This is a genomic window from Subtercola vilae (genome assembly GCF_004923255.1).
Classification (GTDB): domain Bacteria; phylum Actinomycetota; class Actinomycetes; order Actinomycetales; family Microbacteriaceae; genus Subtercola; species Subtercola vilae.
In genome coordinates this window covers 1-17720 of record NZ_QYRT01000032.1, presented here as the reverse complement: position 1 = coordinate 17720, position 17720 = coordinate 1, and the positions used below count along the sequence as shown (strand labels likewise).

General features: G+C 69.2%; 10 protein-coding genes. All 10 read left to right on the top strand.

All coding sequences use genetic code 11. The features are described 5' to 3' along the window. Window positions 1–79 precede the first annotated feature (79 nt). Window positions 80–6139 (top strand): Ig-like domain-containing protein, encoded by a 6060-nt coding sequence (locus tag D4765_RS14160; RefSeq protein WP_136642951.1) that lies wholly within the window; start codon window positions 80–82, stop codon window positions 6137–6139. Between the two features lie 52 nt (window positions 6140–6191). Then, entirely contained in the window at window positions 6192–7169 is a 978-nt protein-coding gene (locus D4765_RS14155; RefSeq protein ID WP_136642950.1) for an AAA family ATPase, read from the top strand. A gap of 55 nt (window positions 7170–7224) precedes the next feature. Next, window positions 7225–8631 (top strand): DUF58 domain-containing protein, encoded by a 1407-nt coding sequence (locus D4765_RS14150; RefSeq protein WP_136642949.1) that lies wholly within the window; start codon window positions 7225–7227, stop codon window positions 8629–8631. Further along, window positions 8631–10949: a transglutaminase-like domain-containing protein gene (locus tag D4765_RS14145; RefSeq protein WP_136642948.1), complete on the top strand. Its 2319-nt coding sequence runs from the start codon at window positions 8631–8633 to the stop codon at window positions 10947–10949. The genes D4765_RS14150 and D4765_RS14145 overlap by 1 nt, the downstream gene beginning before the upstream one ends. Then, window positions 10946–12547, top strand: a complete 1602-nt coding sequence (locus tag D4765_RS14140; RefSeq protein ID WP_136642947.1) for an RDD family protein — start codon at window positions 10946–10948, stop codon at window positions 12545–12547. Before D4765_RS14145 ends, D4765_RS14140 begins: the two co-directional genes overlap by 4 nt. After that, window positions 12544–13410: a PP2C family protein-serine/threonine phosphatase gene (locus tag D4765_RS14135; RefSeq protein WP_136642946.1), complete on the top strand. Its 867-nt coding sequence runs from the start codon at window positions 12544–12546 to the stop codon at window positions 13408–13410. Before D4765_RS14140 ends, D4765_RS14135 begins: the two co-directional genes overlap by 4 nt. Next, on the top strand, window positions 13410–14990 hold the full coding sequence (locus D4765_RS14130; protein WP_136642945.1) for an FHA domain-containing protein: 1581 nt from the start codon (window positions 13410–13412) through the stop codon (window positions 14988–14990). The genes D4765_RS14135 and D4765_RS14130 overlap by 1 nt, the downstream gene beginning before the upstream one ends. Continuing rightward, complete coding sequence (locus D4765_RS14125; protein ID WP_136642944.1) at window positions 14987–16741, top strand: serine/threonine-protein kinase; 1755 nt, start codon at window positions 14987–14989, stop codon at window positions 16739–16741. Before D4765_RS14130 ends, D4765_RS14125 begins: the two co-directional genes overlap by 4 nt. After that, window positions 16738–17517 (top strand): FHA domain-containing protein, encoded by a 780-nt coding sequence (locus D4765_RS14120; protein WP_237280454.1) that lies wholly within the window; start codon window positions 16738–16740, stop codon window positions 17515–17517. Before D4765_RS14125 ends, D4765_RS14120 begins: the two co-directional genes overlap by 4 nt. Window positions 17518–17520: 3 nt before the next feature. Beyond that, on the top strand, window positions 17521–17720 hold a 200-nt coding region (locus tag D4765_RS14115), incomplete at its 3' end, for a hypothetical protein (RefSeq protein WP_136642943.1).

Genomic DNA, 17720 nt, shown 5'->3' with positions numbered 1-17720 from the left:
TGTTTGAATGGCTGCGTTGGTTTTTCTTCACCCGAAGTTGAGAGACCCGACTGTCAGTCGACGATGGGGATAAAACAACGTGAGGCTCTTCGAGGCCATGCGTCGCCGAAAGGCGACGGTCGCATCTGTGGCGACCGTTTCGGTGGTTTCGCTCGCCGTCACGACCATGGCCCTCTTCTACCAGGGCATCACCACCGCGAACGTGCAACTCAACGATGGTGGCGTGTGGGTCACCAAGCCCAGCGGCCTGCTGCTCGGCCACCTCAACTACCCCTCGCAGGTGCTCGACGGGGGCCTGCGCATGACCAGCGGCACCTTCGACATTCTGCAGAACGGCGAGACCGTCATCGCCGTCGACCCGTCGTCGTCGACCCTCAGTGTGGTCGACCCGGCCACCGTCTCGGTGGGCAACCCGGTCGCCATCCCGGCCCAGGCAGAGGTCTCGCTGGGCGCCAACACCGTTTCAGTGCTCGATGCCTCGACCGGGCTGCTGTTCTCGAGTACCGCCGCCGCGGTCGCGAACTTCACGGCCAACCCCGACACTCCTCTCTACAAGCTCGGCGCCGGAGCCTCGGCCACGGTCGATGACACCGGCACGATTCACGGCCTCTCGCTGGCCGACAAGCAGCTGGTGAGCATCCCGGTCGACGACCAGGGCACCGCGGGCGACCCTGTGACGGCTGCGCTCGGCACGGTTCCGGATGATGCACAGCTCTCGCTCGCCACCGTGGGCACCCGCGCGGTGGTGTTCGACAGCGTCAATGGCGTGCTCTACCTCCCGGGCGGCAAGCAGGTGAGCGTCGCCGACTCGAAGGGCGGCATCCTTCAGCAGAACGGCCCGGATTCCTCGTCGGCCCTCATCGCCACCACCACCCAGCTGATCAGCCAGCCCCTCGACGGCAGCACGGCGACCAGCACCTCGTCGGGCAAACCCGGCAAGCCGGCCCCACCCGTGTTTCTCAGCGGTTGCGCTTACGGCGCCTGGGCGGGCGCCTCGACGTATGTACGCGACTGCGCCGGCACCGCCAACGATGTGTCGAGCACCATCGACGGCCTGCCCGACAACGCCGACCTCGTGTTTCGGGTCAACCGTGACGTCGTGGTGATCAACGACCTCACGAGCGGCGCCGTATGGCTCGTGAACCAGAACATGAAGAAGGTCGAGAACTGGGACGACGTGGTGCCCCCACCCGACCAGACCCAGACCAACGAAGAAGACAACACCACAGAAGAAGAGCTTCAGCAGATTCTGCCGAACCGCACCGATCAGAACAGTCCGCCCATTGCCGTCGACGACAAGTTCGGCGTTCGGGCGGGCCGCACCACGGTGCTGCCCGTGCTCGACAATGACTCCGACCCCGACGGCGACGTGCTCACGGCCACCCTGAACGGCGCCGAACCCCCGCTCGGCACAGTGCAGAGTATTCTCGGCGGCGCAGCCCTGCAGATCGCCGTGCCGGCCGACGCGACGGGCACGGGAACTTTCTCGTACAGCGTCGACGACGGGCGGGGCGGGAAGGCCACGGCAACCGTCTCGCTCACGGTGAAGGCGCCGGGCACGAACGAGGCACCGGTCGAGAAGCGCGTCGCCACCATTCCCGTGGAGCAGAACTCGACCGTCTCGTACAACGTGCTGCCCGACTGGATCGACCCCGACGGCGACGACCTGTTCGTGCGCTCGGCCACCGCCGACGGCGCGAACCAGGTTCAGTTCCGCGCCGACGGACAAATCACATTCACAGCGCTCGACGCTGACCCGGGCCGCAAAGACGTGAAAGTCGTTGTGAGCGACGGAACACTCGACACCGAGGGCACGATTCACTTCGAGGTTCGGGCATCCGGAACCCTCGCCCCCGTCACCAACGCCGACCACTACATCACCCGCCCGAACCAGCAGGTCACCGCCTCGCCGCTCGCCAACGACCTCAGCCCGAGCGGCGCGCAGCTGCGTCTCGCGAAGATCAACGAGGTCACCGGAGCCACCGTGGTGCCGGACTACACCACGGGCACCTTCACCTTCATCACCCCGAACCCGGGCACCTACTACGTGCAGTACCTCGTCACCGACGGCCCCAAGACGGCTTCGGGCCTGGTGCGAGTGGATGTTCTCGCCAGCGTCAACGCAGACGACCCACCCATTGCCGTGCGAGACACCGCCCTGCTCACCAAGGGCCACAGCGTGCTCGTGAATGTGCTCGCGAACGACTTCGACCCGGCCGGCGGCATTCTGGCCGTGCAGTCGATCGACAACCCGGCCGACTCGGGCGTGGCCGTCGAGGTGCTCGAGCACGAGACGCTGCGCATCACCGACTCGCCGGGCATCACGTCGCCCACGACGATTCACTACACGGTGACGAATGGCACAAAATCGGCGGTGGGCGAGGTGTTCGTGATACCGATTCCGGCGCCCGCGAAACTGCTGCCGCCGGTCGCGGTCAACGACACGGTGACGGTGCGCGCGGGAGACGTGGCGACGATCCACGTGCTCGACAACGACTACAGCCCGAACGGCGACACCATCTCGCTCTCGCCCACGCTCGTGCAGCCGCTCATCGCACCAGCCGACGGCGACATGTTCGTGGCGCAAGACACCCTGCGGTTCAAGGCCGGCCCGGTGGCGAAGACCGTCTACACGACCTACGAGGTGGTCGACAGCCAGGGCCAGCGCGCTGCCGGGTATGTGACCATTCAGATCATCGGCAACGACGCCGGCGCCAACTCCCCGCCCCGGCCGCGCGACGTCACCGTGCGCGCACTGCAGGGCACCACCGTGCGCATCCCGATTCCGCTCGACGGAATCGACCCCGACGGCGACTCGGTGTCGCTCATCGGGCAGGGCACCGCGCCCGCGAAGGGTCGCATCACGAGCGTGGGCGAATCATGGCTCGAGTATGAGGCGTACCCCACGTCGACCGGCACCGACACCTTCACCTATGTGGTGCGCGACCGACTCGGCGCCGAAGCGACCGCCACCGTACAGGTGGGTATCGTGCCCTCGGCGAGCGCCAACCAGAGCCCGTACGCCGTGCCCGACGCCGTGAGCGTGCGCCCGGGGCGAACAGTGGCGGTGGATGTTCTCGCAAACGACTCCGACCCCGACGGTGACCCGATTCTGCTCCGCGACAACGGCCTGCAGGTGCCCGACGGAGTGACGGCCGTGGTCAAGCGCGGGCGCGTCGAAGTGACGGCCCCGCAGACCCCCGGCCAGTACACCGTGCAGTACACCGTCGTCGACCAGTACGGCGCCACCGCCGTGGGGCCGCTGCTGGTCACCGTCGACCCGAACGCGGTGCTCGTGGCGCCCATCGCCCGCGACGACGTGGTGGTAGCGGCCGACGTCATCGGCAAGGCGACAACCACGGTTCCCGTGCGGGAGAACGACGACGACCCTGACGGCACGGTCGACGACCTCACCGTGAGTTCAGACAACCCCAACGCCAGCATCACGGCCGACAACCAAGTGACGGTCACCCTCACCGGTGACGCCCAGATCGTGACCTACACGGTCACCGACCCCGACGGTCTGAAAGCCTCGGCATTCATCTTCGTACCGGGGCTGGCCGACCTGCACCCCACCCTGAAGCCCGGCGTCAAGCCGATCACGGTCAACAGCGGCGAGACCATCAGCGTGCCACTGTCGCAGTACGTGCTCGTGAACAGCGGCAAGACCGCACGTATCACCGAGGCCGGCAAGGTGAGTGTGGCGCACGGCAACGGCTCATCGCTCGTCACCGACGAGACCACTCTCACCTACACCTCGCAGGCCGGCTACTACGGGCCCGATGCGCTGAGCTTCGAGGTCACCGACGGCACCGGGCCCGACGACCCGCTCGGCAAGAAGGCCGTGCTGGTCATTCCCATCACCGTTGTCTCGACCACGAACATCTCGCCCACGTTCCTCGGCGGCAGTGTCAACGTCGCGCCGGGCGGAGATGCCGACAAGCTGAACCTCCGCACGCTCTCCCGCGACCCCGACCAGGGCGACCTCGAGAAGCTCAGCTACTCGGTCGTGGGCTCGCCGAACCCCGGCATCACCGCCTCGATCGACGGCCAGACACTCAGCGTGTCGGCTTCCGGCTCCGCGGCCAAGGGGCAGAGCACCTTTCAGATTCAGGTGACCGACGGCCAGAGTGCGCCCGGCACCGGCGCGATCACGGTCAACGTACTCACCTCCATCCGGCCGATGCCGTCGGCGGTCGACGACACCATCCCGCAGGCCGACCAGGGCAAGACCCGCTCGGTGAGCGTGCTCGACAACGACTACAACCCCTACCCCGAGACTCCGCTGAAGATTCTCGATGCCGTCGTCGAGACGGGCAACGGCACCGCCAGCGTGAACGGCAGCCAAGTCGACGTGACGCCCGCGAGCGACTTCGTCGGCACGATGGTGGTGCGCTACCGCATCACCGACGCCACGAACGACCCGCTGCGGGTCGCCGACGGCCGCATTCGCCTCACCGTTCAGGGTCGCCCCGACACCCCCACGACTCCGAGCGTCACCTCGATTCAAGACAAGACCGTCGTGCTCTCGTGGGTTTCGCCGAGTGACAACGGCTCCTCGATCACCGGCTACACCGTGAAGAGCCCGCAGGGCTACAGCAAGCAGTGCCAGTCGACAACCTGCACGCTCGACGGCCTCACGAACAACGTCGAATACACGTTCAGCGTCACCGCCACGAACGCCGTCGGCACCTCAGACGCTTCGCCCTCCTCCGGCATCGCCCGACCGGATGCCCGCCCGAGCGCCCCCGCCGCACCCACCCTCGTGTTCGGCGACAAGAGCGTCACCGTGAACTGGGTCACCCCGCCCACCACGGGCTCACCCGTCACCTCGTACAACCTCGAGATCTCGCCAGCCCCCGCTGCGGGAACCCTGCAGAAGACCGGCGTCACCGGCAACAGCACGGTGTGGAACGGTCTCGAGAACGGCGTGGCCTACCAGGTGCGCATTCAAGCCGTGAACCGTGCCCCCGACCCGAGCGATTTCAGCCCGTACTCGGCCACCGTCATTCCGGCGGGCAAACCGGATGCCCCGGCCGCACCCACCACGACCCGTCTCGAGCCCGTGGGAGACAAGGCCCAGTTGCAGGTGAACTGGGTTGCCCCGGCCAACAACGGTGACGCGGTCTCGGCGTACACGCTGCAGGTTCTGCTCGGAGGATCCGTGGTCAACACCCTCCCCGAGGGCACCGCTACGTCGCAGGCCATCGAAGTCGCCACCTCAGAGAGCGACTACACCTTCATCGTCACCGCGGCCAACAAGGCCGGCACCGGCAACCCCTCCGGCCCCTCGGCGCCCCGCCGCGCCTTCGTGGCCCCCGGTGCACCCGGCAACGTGAGCGCCACCGCCGGCGACAACCAGCTCACGGTGTCGTACTCGCCCGCCGCCGGCAACGGCGCGAAAGCCAGCGAGCTCGCCTACCAGTACAGCCTCAACAACGGTGGCTGGAACAGCATGCCCGGCAACAAGGTCATCACGAGCGGCGTCTCGAACAACAATGACTACACCGTGCGCGTTCGGGCCGTCACCCAGCTCGACGGCGAGACCTACAACGGTGCCGCGAGCACTGCCTCGAACTCGGTCTCGCCCTACGGCGCCCCGAACAAGCCCAGCACCAGCGCCTCACCTGGCAACCAGAGCGTCACCGTCAACTGGTCGTCGGTCGCCCGCAACGGCCGCGACTACCACATCGAGATCAAGATCGACTCGGGCGGCTGGGAGAACGTGGGCACAGCCGGTGGCAGCCGTACCATTCCAGCCGGCTACAGCGACACTCACAGCATCACCGCCCGCACGGTCGACGTCACCGGTGCCGTGAGTGGAGAGAGCTCATCATCGGCGACGTCTGAGAGCAAACCCACGCCTACTGCCACCATCTCTCCCGGCGGCGCCTGCAACGTCAAGGGAATCGTCAACTGCACGTACATCAAGATCACCGTGCACAACTTCGACGGCAGCTCAGTGACCTGTACCTGGAACTCACGCTCCGATGGCATCAAGACCACCTCGGTGTCGGCGCCCGACGGAACCAGGACACCCGGCTGGTACACCGACGACCGCCAGGGCACCGGCTACGAGCTTGAAGTTCAGGCGAATTACATCAACTGTGGCGGCGTGACACCGACGGTGTCGCGATGACCCGGCACGTGCATCCAGAACCCCCACATCTGACCGAGAGAAGAGCAGCCCTGTGACAATGACCCCCGAGCAGGCGACCTGGTTCGCCGGCACCTTCGACCGTCTCGTGCAGAACGTCGGCCAGGCCGTGCTGGGCAAGCCGCACGTGATTCGTCTCACGATCATGGCCATGATCGCCGAAGGCCACGTGCTGCTCGAAGACGCGCCGGGAACCGGCAAGACGTCGCTTGCCCGCGCCATCGCGGCCACCGTGCAGGGTTCGCACCAGCGCATCCAGTTCACCCCCGACCTGCTGCCCTCCGACGTGACCGGTGTCACCATCTACGACCAGAACTCGCACCTGTTCGAGTTTCACAAGGGCCCGGTGTTCGCCTCGATCGTGCTCGCCGACGAGATCAACCGCGCGTCGCCGAAGACCCAGTCGGCGCTGCTCGAGGTCATGGAGGAGTCGAAGATCACCGTCGACGGCGTCACGCACGACGTCGGCCGGCCGTTCCTGGTCATCGCCACCCAGAACCCCATCGAGCAGGCCGGCACCTACCGGTTGCCCGAGGCCCAGCTCGACCGCTTTCTGATCAAAACCTCCATCGGGTACCCCGACCTCGCCTCGGCCGAACTGATTCTGGCGGGTGCTTCGATTCGCGACTCGTCGGCGAAGCTCAGCCCCGTCATCACCACCGCCGCCGTGGCCGACATGGCCGACCTCGCCGCCACCGTGCACGTCGACAGCGCCGTGCTGAGGTACACCGCTCAGCTCGCCGAAGCGACACGGGATGCCCCCGAAAGCCGCGTCGGCGTCTCCGTTCGCGGTGCCATGGCCCTCATTCGCGCGGCCAAAGTCTGGGCGGCTGCCCAGGGACGAAACTTCGTGCTGCCCGACGACATCAAAGAGCTGGCGGCTCCCGTGTGGGTGCACCGCTTCGTGCTCGACCCGGAGGCCGAGTTCTCGGGAACCACCGCCGAGCAGGTGCTCGCCCGCGTGCTCGCCGATGTTGCCGCGCCGCAGGCCCGCCAGTCGGTCGCCGTCTGAGACCCGCGCTCCGCTGCCCATCGTGACCACCCGAACCTGACCCGAGACGCCCCTCATGACCGACACGCGACCCCCTCGGAACCGAGCCACGCCGGCCCGCTCACATCGAGCTTCGGCGCGCACGAATACGGCCCGCACCGGGGCGGCGGCGTCGGGCGCCGCACGGTTCGCCGCCGCGCGCGGGGCGTTGGCGGTACGGGCACGCTCCGGTGGCGCGGCCGTGGGCAGGCTCACCGTGGTGAAGGTGGCCGTGCCGAGGGTGCGGGCCGGGGCATCCGGAGCCTGGCAGCACGCCTCACCCGTCGTCGGCGGCGTGCTCGGTGTCGTGTCGGGGTTCGGCTGGGCCGTACTGGGTGCTGCGATCGTCGCCCTCGTGGTGGGCCGCGCGTTCGGCTGGCTCGAGCTGACCGTGCTGGGCGTGGCCCTGCTGGCCGCTCTGGTGCTGTCGGTGATCTTCATCGTGGGCCGGTCGGCGTACTCAGTGACGCTCAACCTCGCCGCGAACCGTGTGGTTGTGGGCACGCGGGCGGTGGGCAGCATTGTGGTGGGCAATGCTTCGACGCGGGCGCTGCTGCCGTCGCGCGTCGAGCTGCCGGTGGGCGGCGGGTTCGCGTCGTTCCAGGTGCCGCGGCTCGTGCCGGGCGCTGAACACGACGATCTGTTCGGCATTCCTACGGCGAAGCGGGCCGTCATCACCGTGGGCCCGGTGCGATCGGTTCGCGGCGACCCCCTGGGGCTGCTGCGGCGGGAGATTCGCTGGACCGAGCCAGAACTGTTGTTCGTGCATCCGCAAACCGTGCGCATCGATGGCACCTCGGCTGGCTTCATTCGCGACCTCGAAGGCCAGACCAGCCGGGTGCTCTCGAGCGACGACGTCTCGTTTCACGCCCTGCGGGAGTACGTGCCGGGCGATGACCGCCGAAACATCCACTGGAAGACCTCGGCCCGCACCGGCGTTCTCATGGTGAAGCAGTTCGAAGAGACCCGTCGCTCGCACCTCGCACTCGCCCTCTCGACCAATGCCGCCGACTACGCCACCGCCGATGAGTTCGAGCTCGCCATCTCGTCGTGCGGCTCACTCGGGCTGCAGGCGCTGAAAGAAGAGCGCGACGTCACGGTCATGGTTCAGGGCAGCACTCTGCACTCCGAAACAGGTCGCCGGCTTCTGGATGACCTGTCGAGCCTCGAGCAGACCGAACGCCGCGACACCATCGTGCACCTCGCGAAGGTCGCCGGCCAGCAGGTACCCGACGCGTCGGTCGCGGTGCTGATGTTCGGAGCGCAGGTCACCGCCACGCAGCTGCAGGCGGCCACCGTGTACATTCCGCTCGGCGTGCGCATCATCGCGGTGAGCTGCCGGCCGGGCGCTGCGGTGTCGCGGCGCATGATCGGCGACCTCACGCTGCTCACCATCGGCGCGCTCGACGAGCTGCCGGCGGCGCTTCGGCGGGTGAACAGCTGATGGCGAACCGCGCTGCCGCCCCCGCCACGGCCACCCGCCCGGCCTGGCGCTGGGCCCTCGACCTCGCCGCCATGGTGGCCCTCCTCGCGGCCGGCATCGTGGGCTTCGGCCCCGCGTTCGGCGGCACCGGCTACCTCGTCGCCGCGGCCGGCGGCCTCGTTCTCGGCCTGGTCATCGCCGTGCTCGGCGCCCGGTTCGCCCTCAACCTCTTCGTGCTGCTCGCCGCCACCCTGCTGGCCTACCTGCTGTTCGGCGGAGCCTTCGCCGTGCCCGCGTCGACCCTCGGCGGCATCGTTCCCACCGTCGACACCGTTCGCCAGCTCGCGCTCGGCATCGTGTTCTCGTGGAAAGACGTGCTCACCCTGCAGATACCGGTGGGCGGTTTTCCCGCGGTGCTCATCGTGCCCTTTCTCACCACGCTCGTGGCCACGGTTCTGGCGGGCAGTTTCGCGCTGCGACTGGTTCGCCGGGCAGCCTGGGCCCTCGTTCCGGCTGCCGCGCTGTTCGTCACCGCGATCGTGTTCGGCACGCGGGATGCGGCGGCCCCGGTCATCCAGGGCCTGGTGTTCGCGGGTGTCGCGCTGGTCTGGTGGGCGTGGCGCCGTGCTGAACTGCGTGCGGCCGAGAACCAGGCGGGCGCGGGGCCGGCCCGCAGCGTTCGCATCGTGCGCCTCGCCAGCGGCGCCGGCCTCCTGGTGGTCGCCCTCGCCTTCGGCGCCGTCGCCGGCGGAGCCATCGGCGCCCCTGCCTCCCGCGACGCTCTCCGCGACCAGATCGACCCACCCCTCGACGTCAAGAACTACGCCAGCCCTCTCGTGTCGTTTCGCAAATACGTGCGCGACGACAAGTCGAACGTGCTCTTCTCGGTCGAGGGCCTGCCCGACAACGCCCGCATCCGCCTCGCCACCCTCGACGCGTACGATGGCATCGTCTACAGCGTGGCGGGCGACGGTTCGGCCGCCTCTGGCACGTTCCAACGCATCAGCGGCGAGGTTCCGGGAACCGCCGCCGGTACCGCCACCCACGCCACACTGAACGTGACCATCGGCGATCTCTCCGGTGTCTGGATGCCCGACGCCGGCTCCCTCGAATCCCTGCAGTTCACCGGCCCCCGTGCCGCAGCCCTCACCACCACGTTGCACTACAACGCCGCCACCGGCGTCGCCCTCACCACCGACTCCCTGCAGAAAGGCGACACCTACACGGCCGACGTCGCCATCCCCGTTGTACCAAGCGACGACCAGCTGAAGAGCGAGCAGACCACGAAACTGACGATGCCGAAGGTCACCGGTGTTCCCGACGACATCGGCACCCTCGCCACGAAGTACGCCGGCGACGCCGGCGACCCACTCACCGAGGTGCGCAACATCGCCACCAGCCTCAGCCAGGGCGGTTTCTTCAGCCACGGCCTCGAAGGCGAAGCGACTTCCCGCGCCGGCCACGGCGAAGAGCGCATCGCCGCACTGCTCGCCGCCGCGCAGATGGTCGGCGACGACGAACAGTACTCGGTGGCCATGGCCCTGATGGTGCGTGAGCTCGGGCTGCCTGCCCGCGTGGTGATGGGGTTCTACCCCGACACCTATGCCGGGGCATCCGCCACCCAGAACCTCACGGGCGACAACCTGCACGCCTGGGTGGAGGTCGACTTCGCCTCGAGCGGCTGGGTCGCGTTCGACCCCACCCCGCCCAAAGACCAGGTGCCCACCGCTGAAGCACCCAAGCCCAAATCAGACCCCAAGGCGCAGGTGCTGCAGCCGCCGCCCCCGCCGCAGGAGCCCGCCCAGTTGCCGCCGGATGTCCGCACCGACAACTCCGACCAAGACCAACAGCCCGACGCGGCCGGCATCCCGACCTACGTGTACTTCGCCGCGGGCGGTGGACTGCTGCTGCTGCTCATCCTGATCGCCCCGCTCGTCGTCATCGGGGCGCTGAAGCTGCGGCGCCGGCGGCGGCGCGAGACGGCCGCACGGGCCGCCGATCGGCTGAGCGGCGGGTGGGACGAGATCGTCGACCGCGCAAGCGACCTCGGCACGCTCCTGCCGCCTGGCATCACCCGGCGGGAGGGCGCCGTGGCCCTCGCCGACACGTATCCGATCGTCTCGGTGATCGATGTCGCCCAGCGCGCCGACAACGGAGTGTTCGGGCCGGGCGAGCCCTCGGCCGCCGACGTCTCGACCTTCTGGAACGAAGTTGACGCTATCGTCGAAGGCATGACGGGGTCGCAGAGTCGCTGGCGTCGGCTAAAAGCACGGTTGTCGCTGCGGTCGTTCCGGGCCAGGCGCCGGGCCGCACAGTCGAACGGAAAGAAGCAGTCATGACGAATGCCCAGCCCCCCGTCGCGCCCGCCGCCGGGCCGCAGCCGTGCGTGCAGTGCGGCTCTCCGGTGCCCGCCAACGCGCAGTTCTGCCTCGCCTGTGGCACTCCCGTCTCGTCGCGCACGCGGGCGACCGCGCTCGGGGCCTCCCCACTCGCGCCTGCGGATGCGGTGGCAGCGGGTGGGGCAGCCGGTGCGTCGTGGCCGACAACCGACGTTGCCGGCGAGGGCGGCGAGCCGGGCGTTCTGGCCGGCAACTACGGCTGGCGCATCCTCGCGTTCGCCCTCGACGGCGTCTTCGGCGGGGTGATCACCCTTCTCGTCATCATCATCGTGGCTGTCGGCGGCGGCTTTCGCGGCGGCACCTCGGGCGGCACGGCAGCGAGCGGCGGCGTCTCGGGCGGCGTCAGCATCACCGGCCTGCCCTTCGTGCTGGTCATTCTGAGCGCCTACCTCTACCCCCTCGCCAGCCTCTTCATGCAGGCTTTTCTGGGCTACAGCTTCGGCAAACTCCTCGCCGGCCTCCGGGTTGTCAGCGTCGACCGCCCCACGACTCCCGGGCTGCTCCGGATGCTCCTGCGCGACATCATCGTCTTCGCCGCCAGTCTCGTCTTCGGTATCGGCCAGCTCGTCGTCTACCTGTCTCCCCTCTGGGATCCCCAGAGACTCAACCGCGGCTGGCACGACCGCGTCGCCCACACCTTCGTCATCGACGTGCGCCGCGGCCGCAACCCGCTGCTCGCGCCGCCCGCCACCGACCCGTCGGCCTTCGCGCCTGCGGCCGCCAGCCCCGCACCCGGCCTCTTGCCCGTGCCCGCTCCCGTGCCCGCTCCCGCTAGTACCCTGCCCCCCGAAGCCGAACCGGCCGTGAGCTTCTCGCCGCCAGAGGTACCGTCGCCTGCTCCCCTCATCGCGAGCGTGCCCGGCTTTGCCCCACCGCCACCGGCAGCCGCGTTCGCCCCAGCACCGCGTTCCGACGAAATCGCCCAACCGCCCGCCCCCGGTGCCTTCGCCTCCACCCCGGTGCCGCCCGAAACGACGGGCGACGCTCGCTTCGGAGCTGTGGTCGACGCCTTCGACGACCTCGACGTCGACAGCACCCGCCTGGCCGACCTGCGCCGGCCAGCTGCGGTCGCCGCGGCCTCGACCGCCGGGCTCCCCGCCGTCCCTGTCACGCCGGCCACCCCCCGCCTCGCATTCCGGTTCGACAGCGGCGAGCTCTTCGTCGTCGACCGGCCCGGCGTGCTCGGTCGCGACCCGATCGCCCCAGCCGCCCTAGCATCCGCACCCTCGACACCAGAAGCCACCCCCAGCGCCGATCCCCGCAGCGCCGATCCCCTCAGCACAGACCCCCGCAACGCCGATCCCCTCATCGTGCGCGTACCCGGCGACGCAGCCTCGGTCTCGAAGACGCACCTCACCTTCGGGTTCTCTGCCACCGCGCCGACCCTGTGGATCGTCGACCGCGGCTCCACCAACGGAACCGTTCTCGTGCAGGGCGGCCGAAACCTGCCGCTCGTCTCGGGCGAACCGCTCACCGTTCGCCCGGGCGACACGGTTCGCATCGGCACGCGATCTTTTCAGGTGGAGGAGGCCTCGTGAGTGCATCCCGAGCCCCCGAGTCGCTCGCCCTCGACTCGCTCACAACCCGAGTGGGCGCCGCCACCGACGTCGGCCTGCAGCGCGCCACCAACGAAGACGCGTTCTTCGCCGAGTTTCCCGTGTTTCTGGTCGCCGACGGCATGGGCGGCCACCAGGCCGGCGAAGTGGCCAGCGCCCTCGCCGTCGACGCCTTCGCCTCACTCGCGGGCAGCGCCTCGGTGACCCCCACCGAACTCCGCCTCGCCTTCGACCGCGCGCGAAGCGCCATTCTCGCCATCGCCAGCACCGGCCCGCGCACCGCCGGCACCACCGTCTCGGGCGTCGCGCTGGCGTCGAACGAAGGCGCCGCCTACTGGCTCGTCTTCAACCTCGGCGACTCGCGAACCTACCGCCTCAACGACGGCGTTCTCGAGCAGATCAGCGTCGACCACTCAGTGGTTCAAGAGCTCGTCGACGAGGGCGAACTCGATCGCGCAGCGGCCGCCGTGCATCCGGGCCGCAACATCATCACCCGGGCCCTCGGCGGCGGCGGCGACTCGCGCCCCGACTACTGGCTCGTGCCCGTCGAACCCGGCGACCGCATCATGATCTGCTCCGACGGCGTCTCGGGCGAACTCGACGACGACGCAGTCACCCGCATTCTGCTTGCCGAAGCCGACCCACAGGCCGCGGCCACCCGCCTCGTTCACGAGAGCCTGCTGCGCGGCGGCCGCGACAATCTGACGGCTGTGGTCGTCGATGCGTTCGACTCGACTCCGGATGCCCCACCGCCCCCGCTCGCCCCCACCACGTCTGACGGTCACGAGCCCCGCGACGAAGACACCATCCCGCGGGCGGCAGCCGGCGCCGGAAGGAACACCTGATGCCCGATCTGCGGTACCTCCCCGGCACTTGGCGCGCCGTCGTCACTCGCCACGGGGTCGCCCTTCTGCCCCCCAGCGTCTCTCCTGACGTGCTCGAGCAGGTGTGGCACGCTCTGGCCGACGGCCGCGGTTTCGGTGCCGTGCTCGAATCGCTCTCGGGTGCCTTCGGATCCGGCCTCGCTGCCATCCCCCCGTTCGCCGTCGCCACGTTCGGCCCGACCGCCGTTCCCGTCGGGGCTGCAGATACTGGCGGGGCTGCAGATACAGGCGGGTCTCCGGATGTTCGGCTCGCCGTGCGCGGCGCCCTCACCATCAGCGTCAGCACCACCGAGCCTGCCAGCGGCACCCCAAGCTCCTTCGATGTCTCCGGCGCCGACATCACCACCTGGAGCGAACGCGTCGTCTCCTCTGCCACCGCCCTCACACTCTCGGTCGGTGCTCCCGCTTCAGACCCCGCCGCCTCACACCGCACCGGTGACTGGTTCGCCATCTCCGACGGCATCGTTCTCACCGACGCGGTGGGTATCACCCTCACTGGCGTCGTGAGCGATCCGCCCGCCGCCCTACCTAAACCCACACCTGCACCTGCACCTGCACCTGCTCCAGCTCCAGCTCCAGCTCCAGCTTCGGCCCCCCGAGTTCAGCCAGCAATTGCGCTGGCCATCGAGGAGACATCGGATCCTGACGATGACCTGAGCCACACCCGCACAGATATTCCCGACGAGGCGTACGACCACCTGTGGGGTGCCACCGTCGTCAAGTCGGTCGAATCCGCGGCCGTTCGCGACATCGACGACGAAGAAGACGAAGACGGAGCCTCCGAACCCGCACCGCAACCCGTTGCGGTAGGAGAACCGCCTGCGAACCGCCCCCCATCGGAGTGGACAGCCCCGCCCGCCACGGGTCTCATCGACCGTGTGCCCGGTTTCGCCGCCGTCGGCGCTCCCGCCCCGGTCTCGGTCACCCCGAACCGCACGCCCGCCCCGCCTTCGCCGGCACGGGCACCCTCGCCCGCAGCACAAGCACCCGCAGCACAAGCAGCAGCAGTAAGAGCAGCAGCACTGCCGACAGGCTCCACCGACGACGACCACGACGGCATGACCGTGACCGTCAGCGAGCTCGACGCCCTGCGCCGACTGGGCGCCGCGGGTGACGCCGCGTCCGACGCCACTGCAGCTACCGACGGTGAGCAACCGAGCACAACGGGCCCAGACCCCCGGGCATCCGGCACCGATACCGGCACCGGACGCATAGTGCTCTCAACGGGCGACATCTTCGCCCTCGACCGAACCCTCATCGTGGGCCGACGCCCCCGCGCGAACCGCGTCGACGCCGACCGCATGCCGACGCTCGTCACCGTTCCGAGCCCCGAACAAGACATCTCGCGCAACCACCTCGAGGTGCGCACCGAGGGTCGGCACGTGCTCGCTGTCGACCTTGCGACGACGAACGGTTCCGTGCTGCACCGCGACGGCACTCCGCCCGCCCGCCTCACCCCGCGTGAACCTGTACTCGTGCTGAACGGCGACCTCATCGACATCGGCGACGGCATCACCCTCACCTTTGAGGGCCTCTCGTGAGTTCACGTCGCCCACCCTCGTTGCCGCCCGAGATTGCGGGCTTCAGCTACATCGAACTGCTCGGCTCCGGCGGCTTTGCCGACGTGTTTCTCTATGAGCAACGGATGCCCCGCCGCCGCGTCGCCATCAAGGTGCTGCTGCCCGAAACCCTCACCGATGGTGCTCGTGAGAGCTTCGACGCCGAAGCGAACCTCATGGCACAACTGTCGACGCATCCGTCGATCGTCACCATCTACCAGGCCGACATTTCGGCCGACGGCCGCCCCTACCTCGCCATGGAGTACTGCTCGCGCCCGAACCTCGGCGCCCGCTATCGACGCGAGAAGATCGGGGTGGCCGAGGTTCTGCGCATCGGAGTGCAGGTCGCCGGCGCCGTCGAGACCTCGCATCGCGCCGGGATTCTGCACCGCGATATCAAACCAGCGAATATTCTCACAACGGAATACAATCGCCCCGCCCTCACCGACTTCGGCATTTCGGTGGCACTCGTGGGCGGGGGCGACGGCCAGGGTGGCAGTGGCGGGCCCGGGGGTGCCGGTGCCGAGCAGGAGACCGTCGGCATGTCGATTCCCTGGTCGCCACCCGAGGTGTTCGGTGCCGTGTCGGCCTCGGGTTCACCCGCCGACATCTACTCGCTCGGCGCGACCGTCTACACACTGCTGGCCGGCCGCACACCCTTCGAGGTGCCGGGCGGGGCCAATGCGGGAATCGACCTCATCGCGCGCATCCAGTCGGCCGCACTGCAGCCCACCGGCCGCGCCGACGTTCCCGAATCGCTCGAACAGATTCTGCGTGTCGCCATGGCGAAACGCCCCGCCGACCGCTTCGCCTCGGCCCTCGAGTTCGCCCGGGCACTCCAGAAGGTGCAGCTCGAGCTGAGCCTCTCGGTCAGCCCCGCCGATGTACTCGACGACGCCCTGCCCGCCGAGACAGCAGAAGAGGAAGACGACGGAAACACCCGCATTCGCGGCATCGTCACCATCGACCCGACGGCCCACAACACCTCCTCCCGCCGTCAGCCAAGCCCCTCGCATGCGCCGCCCGCGCCCGCTCAGGGGTGGTCAGCGGCACCTGCTGGCCATGCCGTTCCACCCGTCGACGCCACTCAGCTGCGTTCCGGCGCCGCGGCGAGCGCCGCAACCACTGCCGCATCCGGGCAGGGCTTCGGCACCGGCACCTCACCTGGTCTCTCACCCGCACCCCGCCTCCCTTTCGGTTCACCCCACGACGCCGCATCCGGTGCCCCGGCGGTCGAAGAGACCGTGCACCGCGCTCCGAACCCCGGCCACACCCCCGGGCACGCCGCCGGGCACGGCGCAACCACGGCCGCACCCCCGAGACGGCGCGCCCTCCCCGTCATCATCGGCGCCTCGGCCGTCGTGGTCGTACTCGCCGTGCTCGGCATCGTCTTCGCCGTGAACGCGGGTAACGGAAGCCCAGCTGCCCAGGCCAGCACGGCACCGGATGCCCCCGTGAACATCGCTCCCGCCGAAACCGTCTCCCCCGCCACCGGTCTCACCGGCACCGCGGGCGCGGGTGGGGTGGTCTTCACATGGGCGAACCCGGCTCCCAAAGCCGGAGACGTCTACCTGTGGGGCGTCGTCACCCCGGGCGCAGAGCCGAAGCTGGCCTCGACACCCGACCCCACGGTCACCGTGCCCGCACCGACATCGGGGCAGGTGTGTGTCGAGGTGAGCATCCGCCGCACCGATGGCCATGCGTCAGACCCCGTGACGGCGTGCGCACCGTGAGCGTCGCCGGCACCCCAGAGACGGTGGGCCCTTCCGGGAGCGCCGGCAACGACGCGAGCATCGAGTTCTGCGACGAATGGTTCGCCCTCGACCCCGCCACCGCCTTCAACATCGGCCGCGACGCCGACCTGCACATCGACGACAACCAGTACCTGCACCGCCACTTTCTGCAGATCGACTTCAGCGAGGGCCTCTGGTGGCTCCGCAATGTGGGGTCGCGGCTGTCGGCCACCGTCACCGATTCGTCGGGCACCGTGCAGGCGTGGCTGGCTCCGGGCGCGCGGCTTCCGCTCGTGTTCCGGCTCACCACCGTGGTCTTCACAGCCGGGCCGACGAGCTACGAGTTCAGTGTGCACACCTCTGCGCCCCCGTTCATCGACTCGTCGCCCACACCCGACGGCAGTGGGGCGACCACGGTCGGCGCCATCGCGTTCACTGCGTCTCAGCGCCTGCTCATCGTGGCACTGGCCGAGCCCATGCTGCGGCGCGACGGGTCGGGCACGAGCGAGATTCCCTCGTCTGCGGCCGCCGCCGAGCGCCTCGGTTGGGTGCTCAGCCGCTTCAATCGCAAACTCGACAACGTCTGCGACAAGCTGAATCGCGCGGGAGTCGACGGCCTCCGCGGCGGAGTCGGCGCCCTCGCCACCAACCGGCGCGCCCGCCTCGTGGAGTACGCCGTTCTCTCCCGCCTCGTCACCAAAGCCGATCTCGCGCTGCTCGACGAGGCCGCACCCGCAGCCGCATCCCCATCCGCACCTCCCACCGGCAGGCCCTGACCCATGCGCATCAAGATCACCCTCACCCGGCCCGGCGGCAGCCAGGTCGACCTCGCCGTCACCGCCGACGCCACCACCAGCGTCAGCAACATCGCCGAGGCGCTCTTCGTGGCCGACCCGACGAACGCCGTACGCATCCGGCCGCAGGCACAGCCCGGCACGGGCACGCCGACCGACCCCACCCCCGACCCCCTCAGCATCAC

What these genes read in the sequence shown, in the direction of transcription:
- D4765_RS14150 (WP_136642949.1), top strand. Translation starts at nt 7,225, where the DNA reads ATGACCGACACGCGACCCCCTCGGAACCGAGCCACGCCGGCCCGCTCA.
- D4765_RS14140 (WP_136642947.1), top strand. Translation starts at nt 10,946, where the DNA reads ATGACGAATGCCCAGCCCCCCGTCGCGCCCGCCGCCGGGCCGCAGCCG.
- D4765_RS14145 (WP_136642948.1), top strand. Translation starts at nt 8,631, where the DNA reads ATGGCGAACCGCGCTGCCGCCCCCGCCACGGCCACCCGCCCGGCCTGG.
- D4765_RS14130 (WP_136642945.1), top strand. Translation starts at nt 13,410, where the DNA reads ATGCCCGATCTGCGGTACCTCCCCGGCACTTGGCGCGCCGTCGTCACT.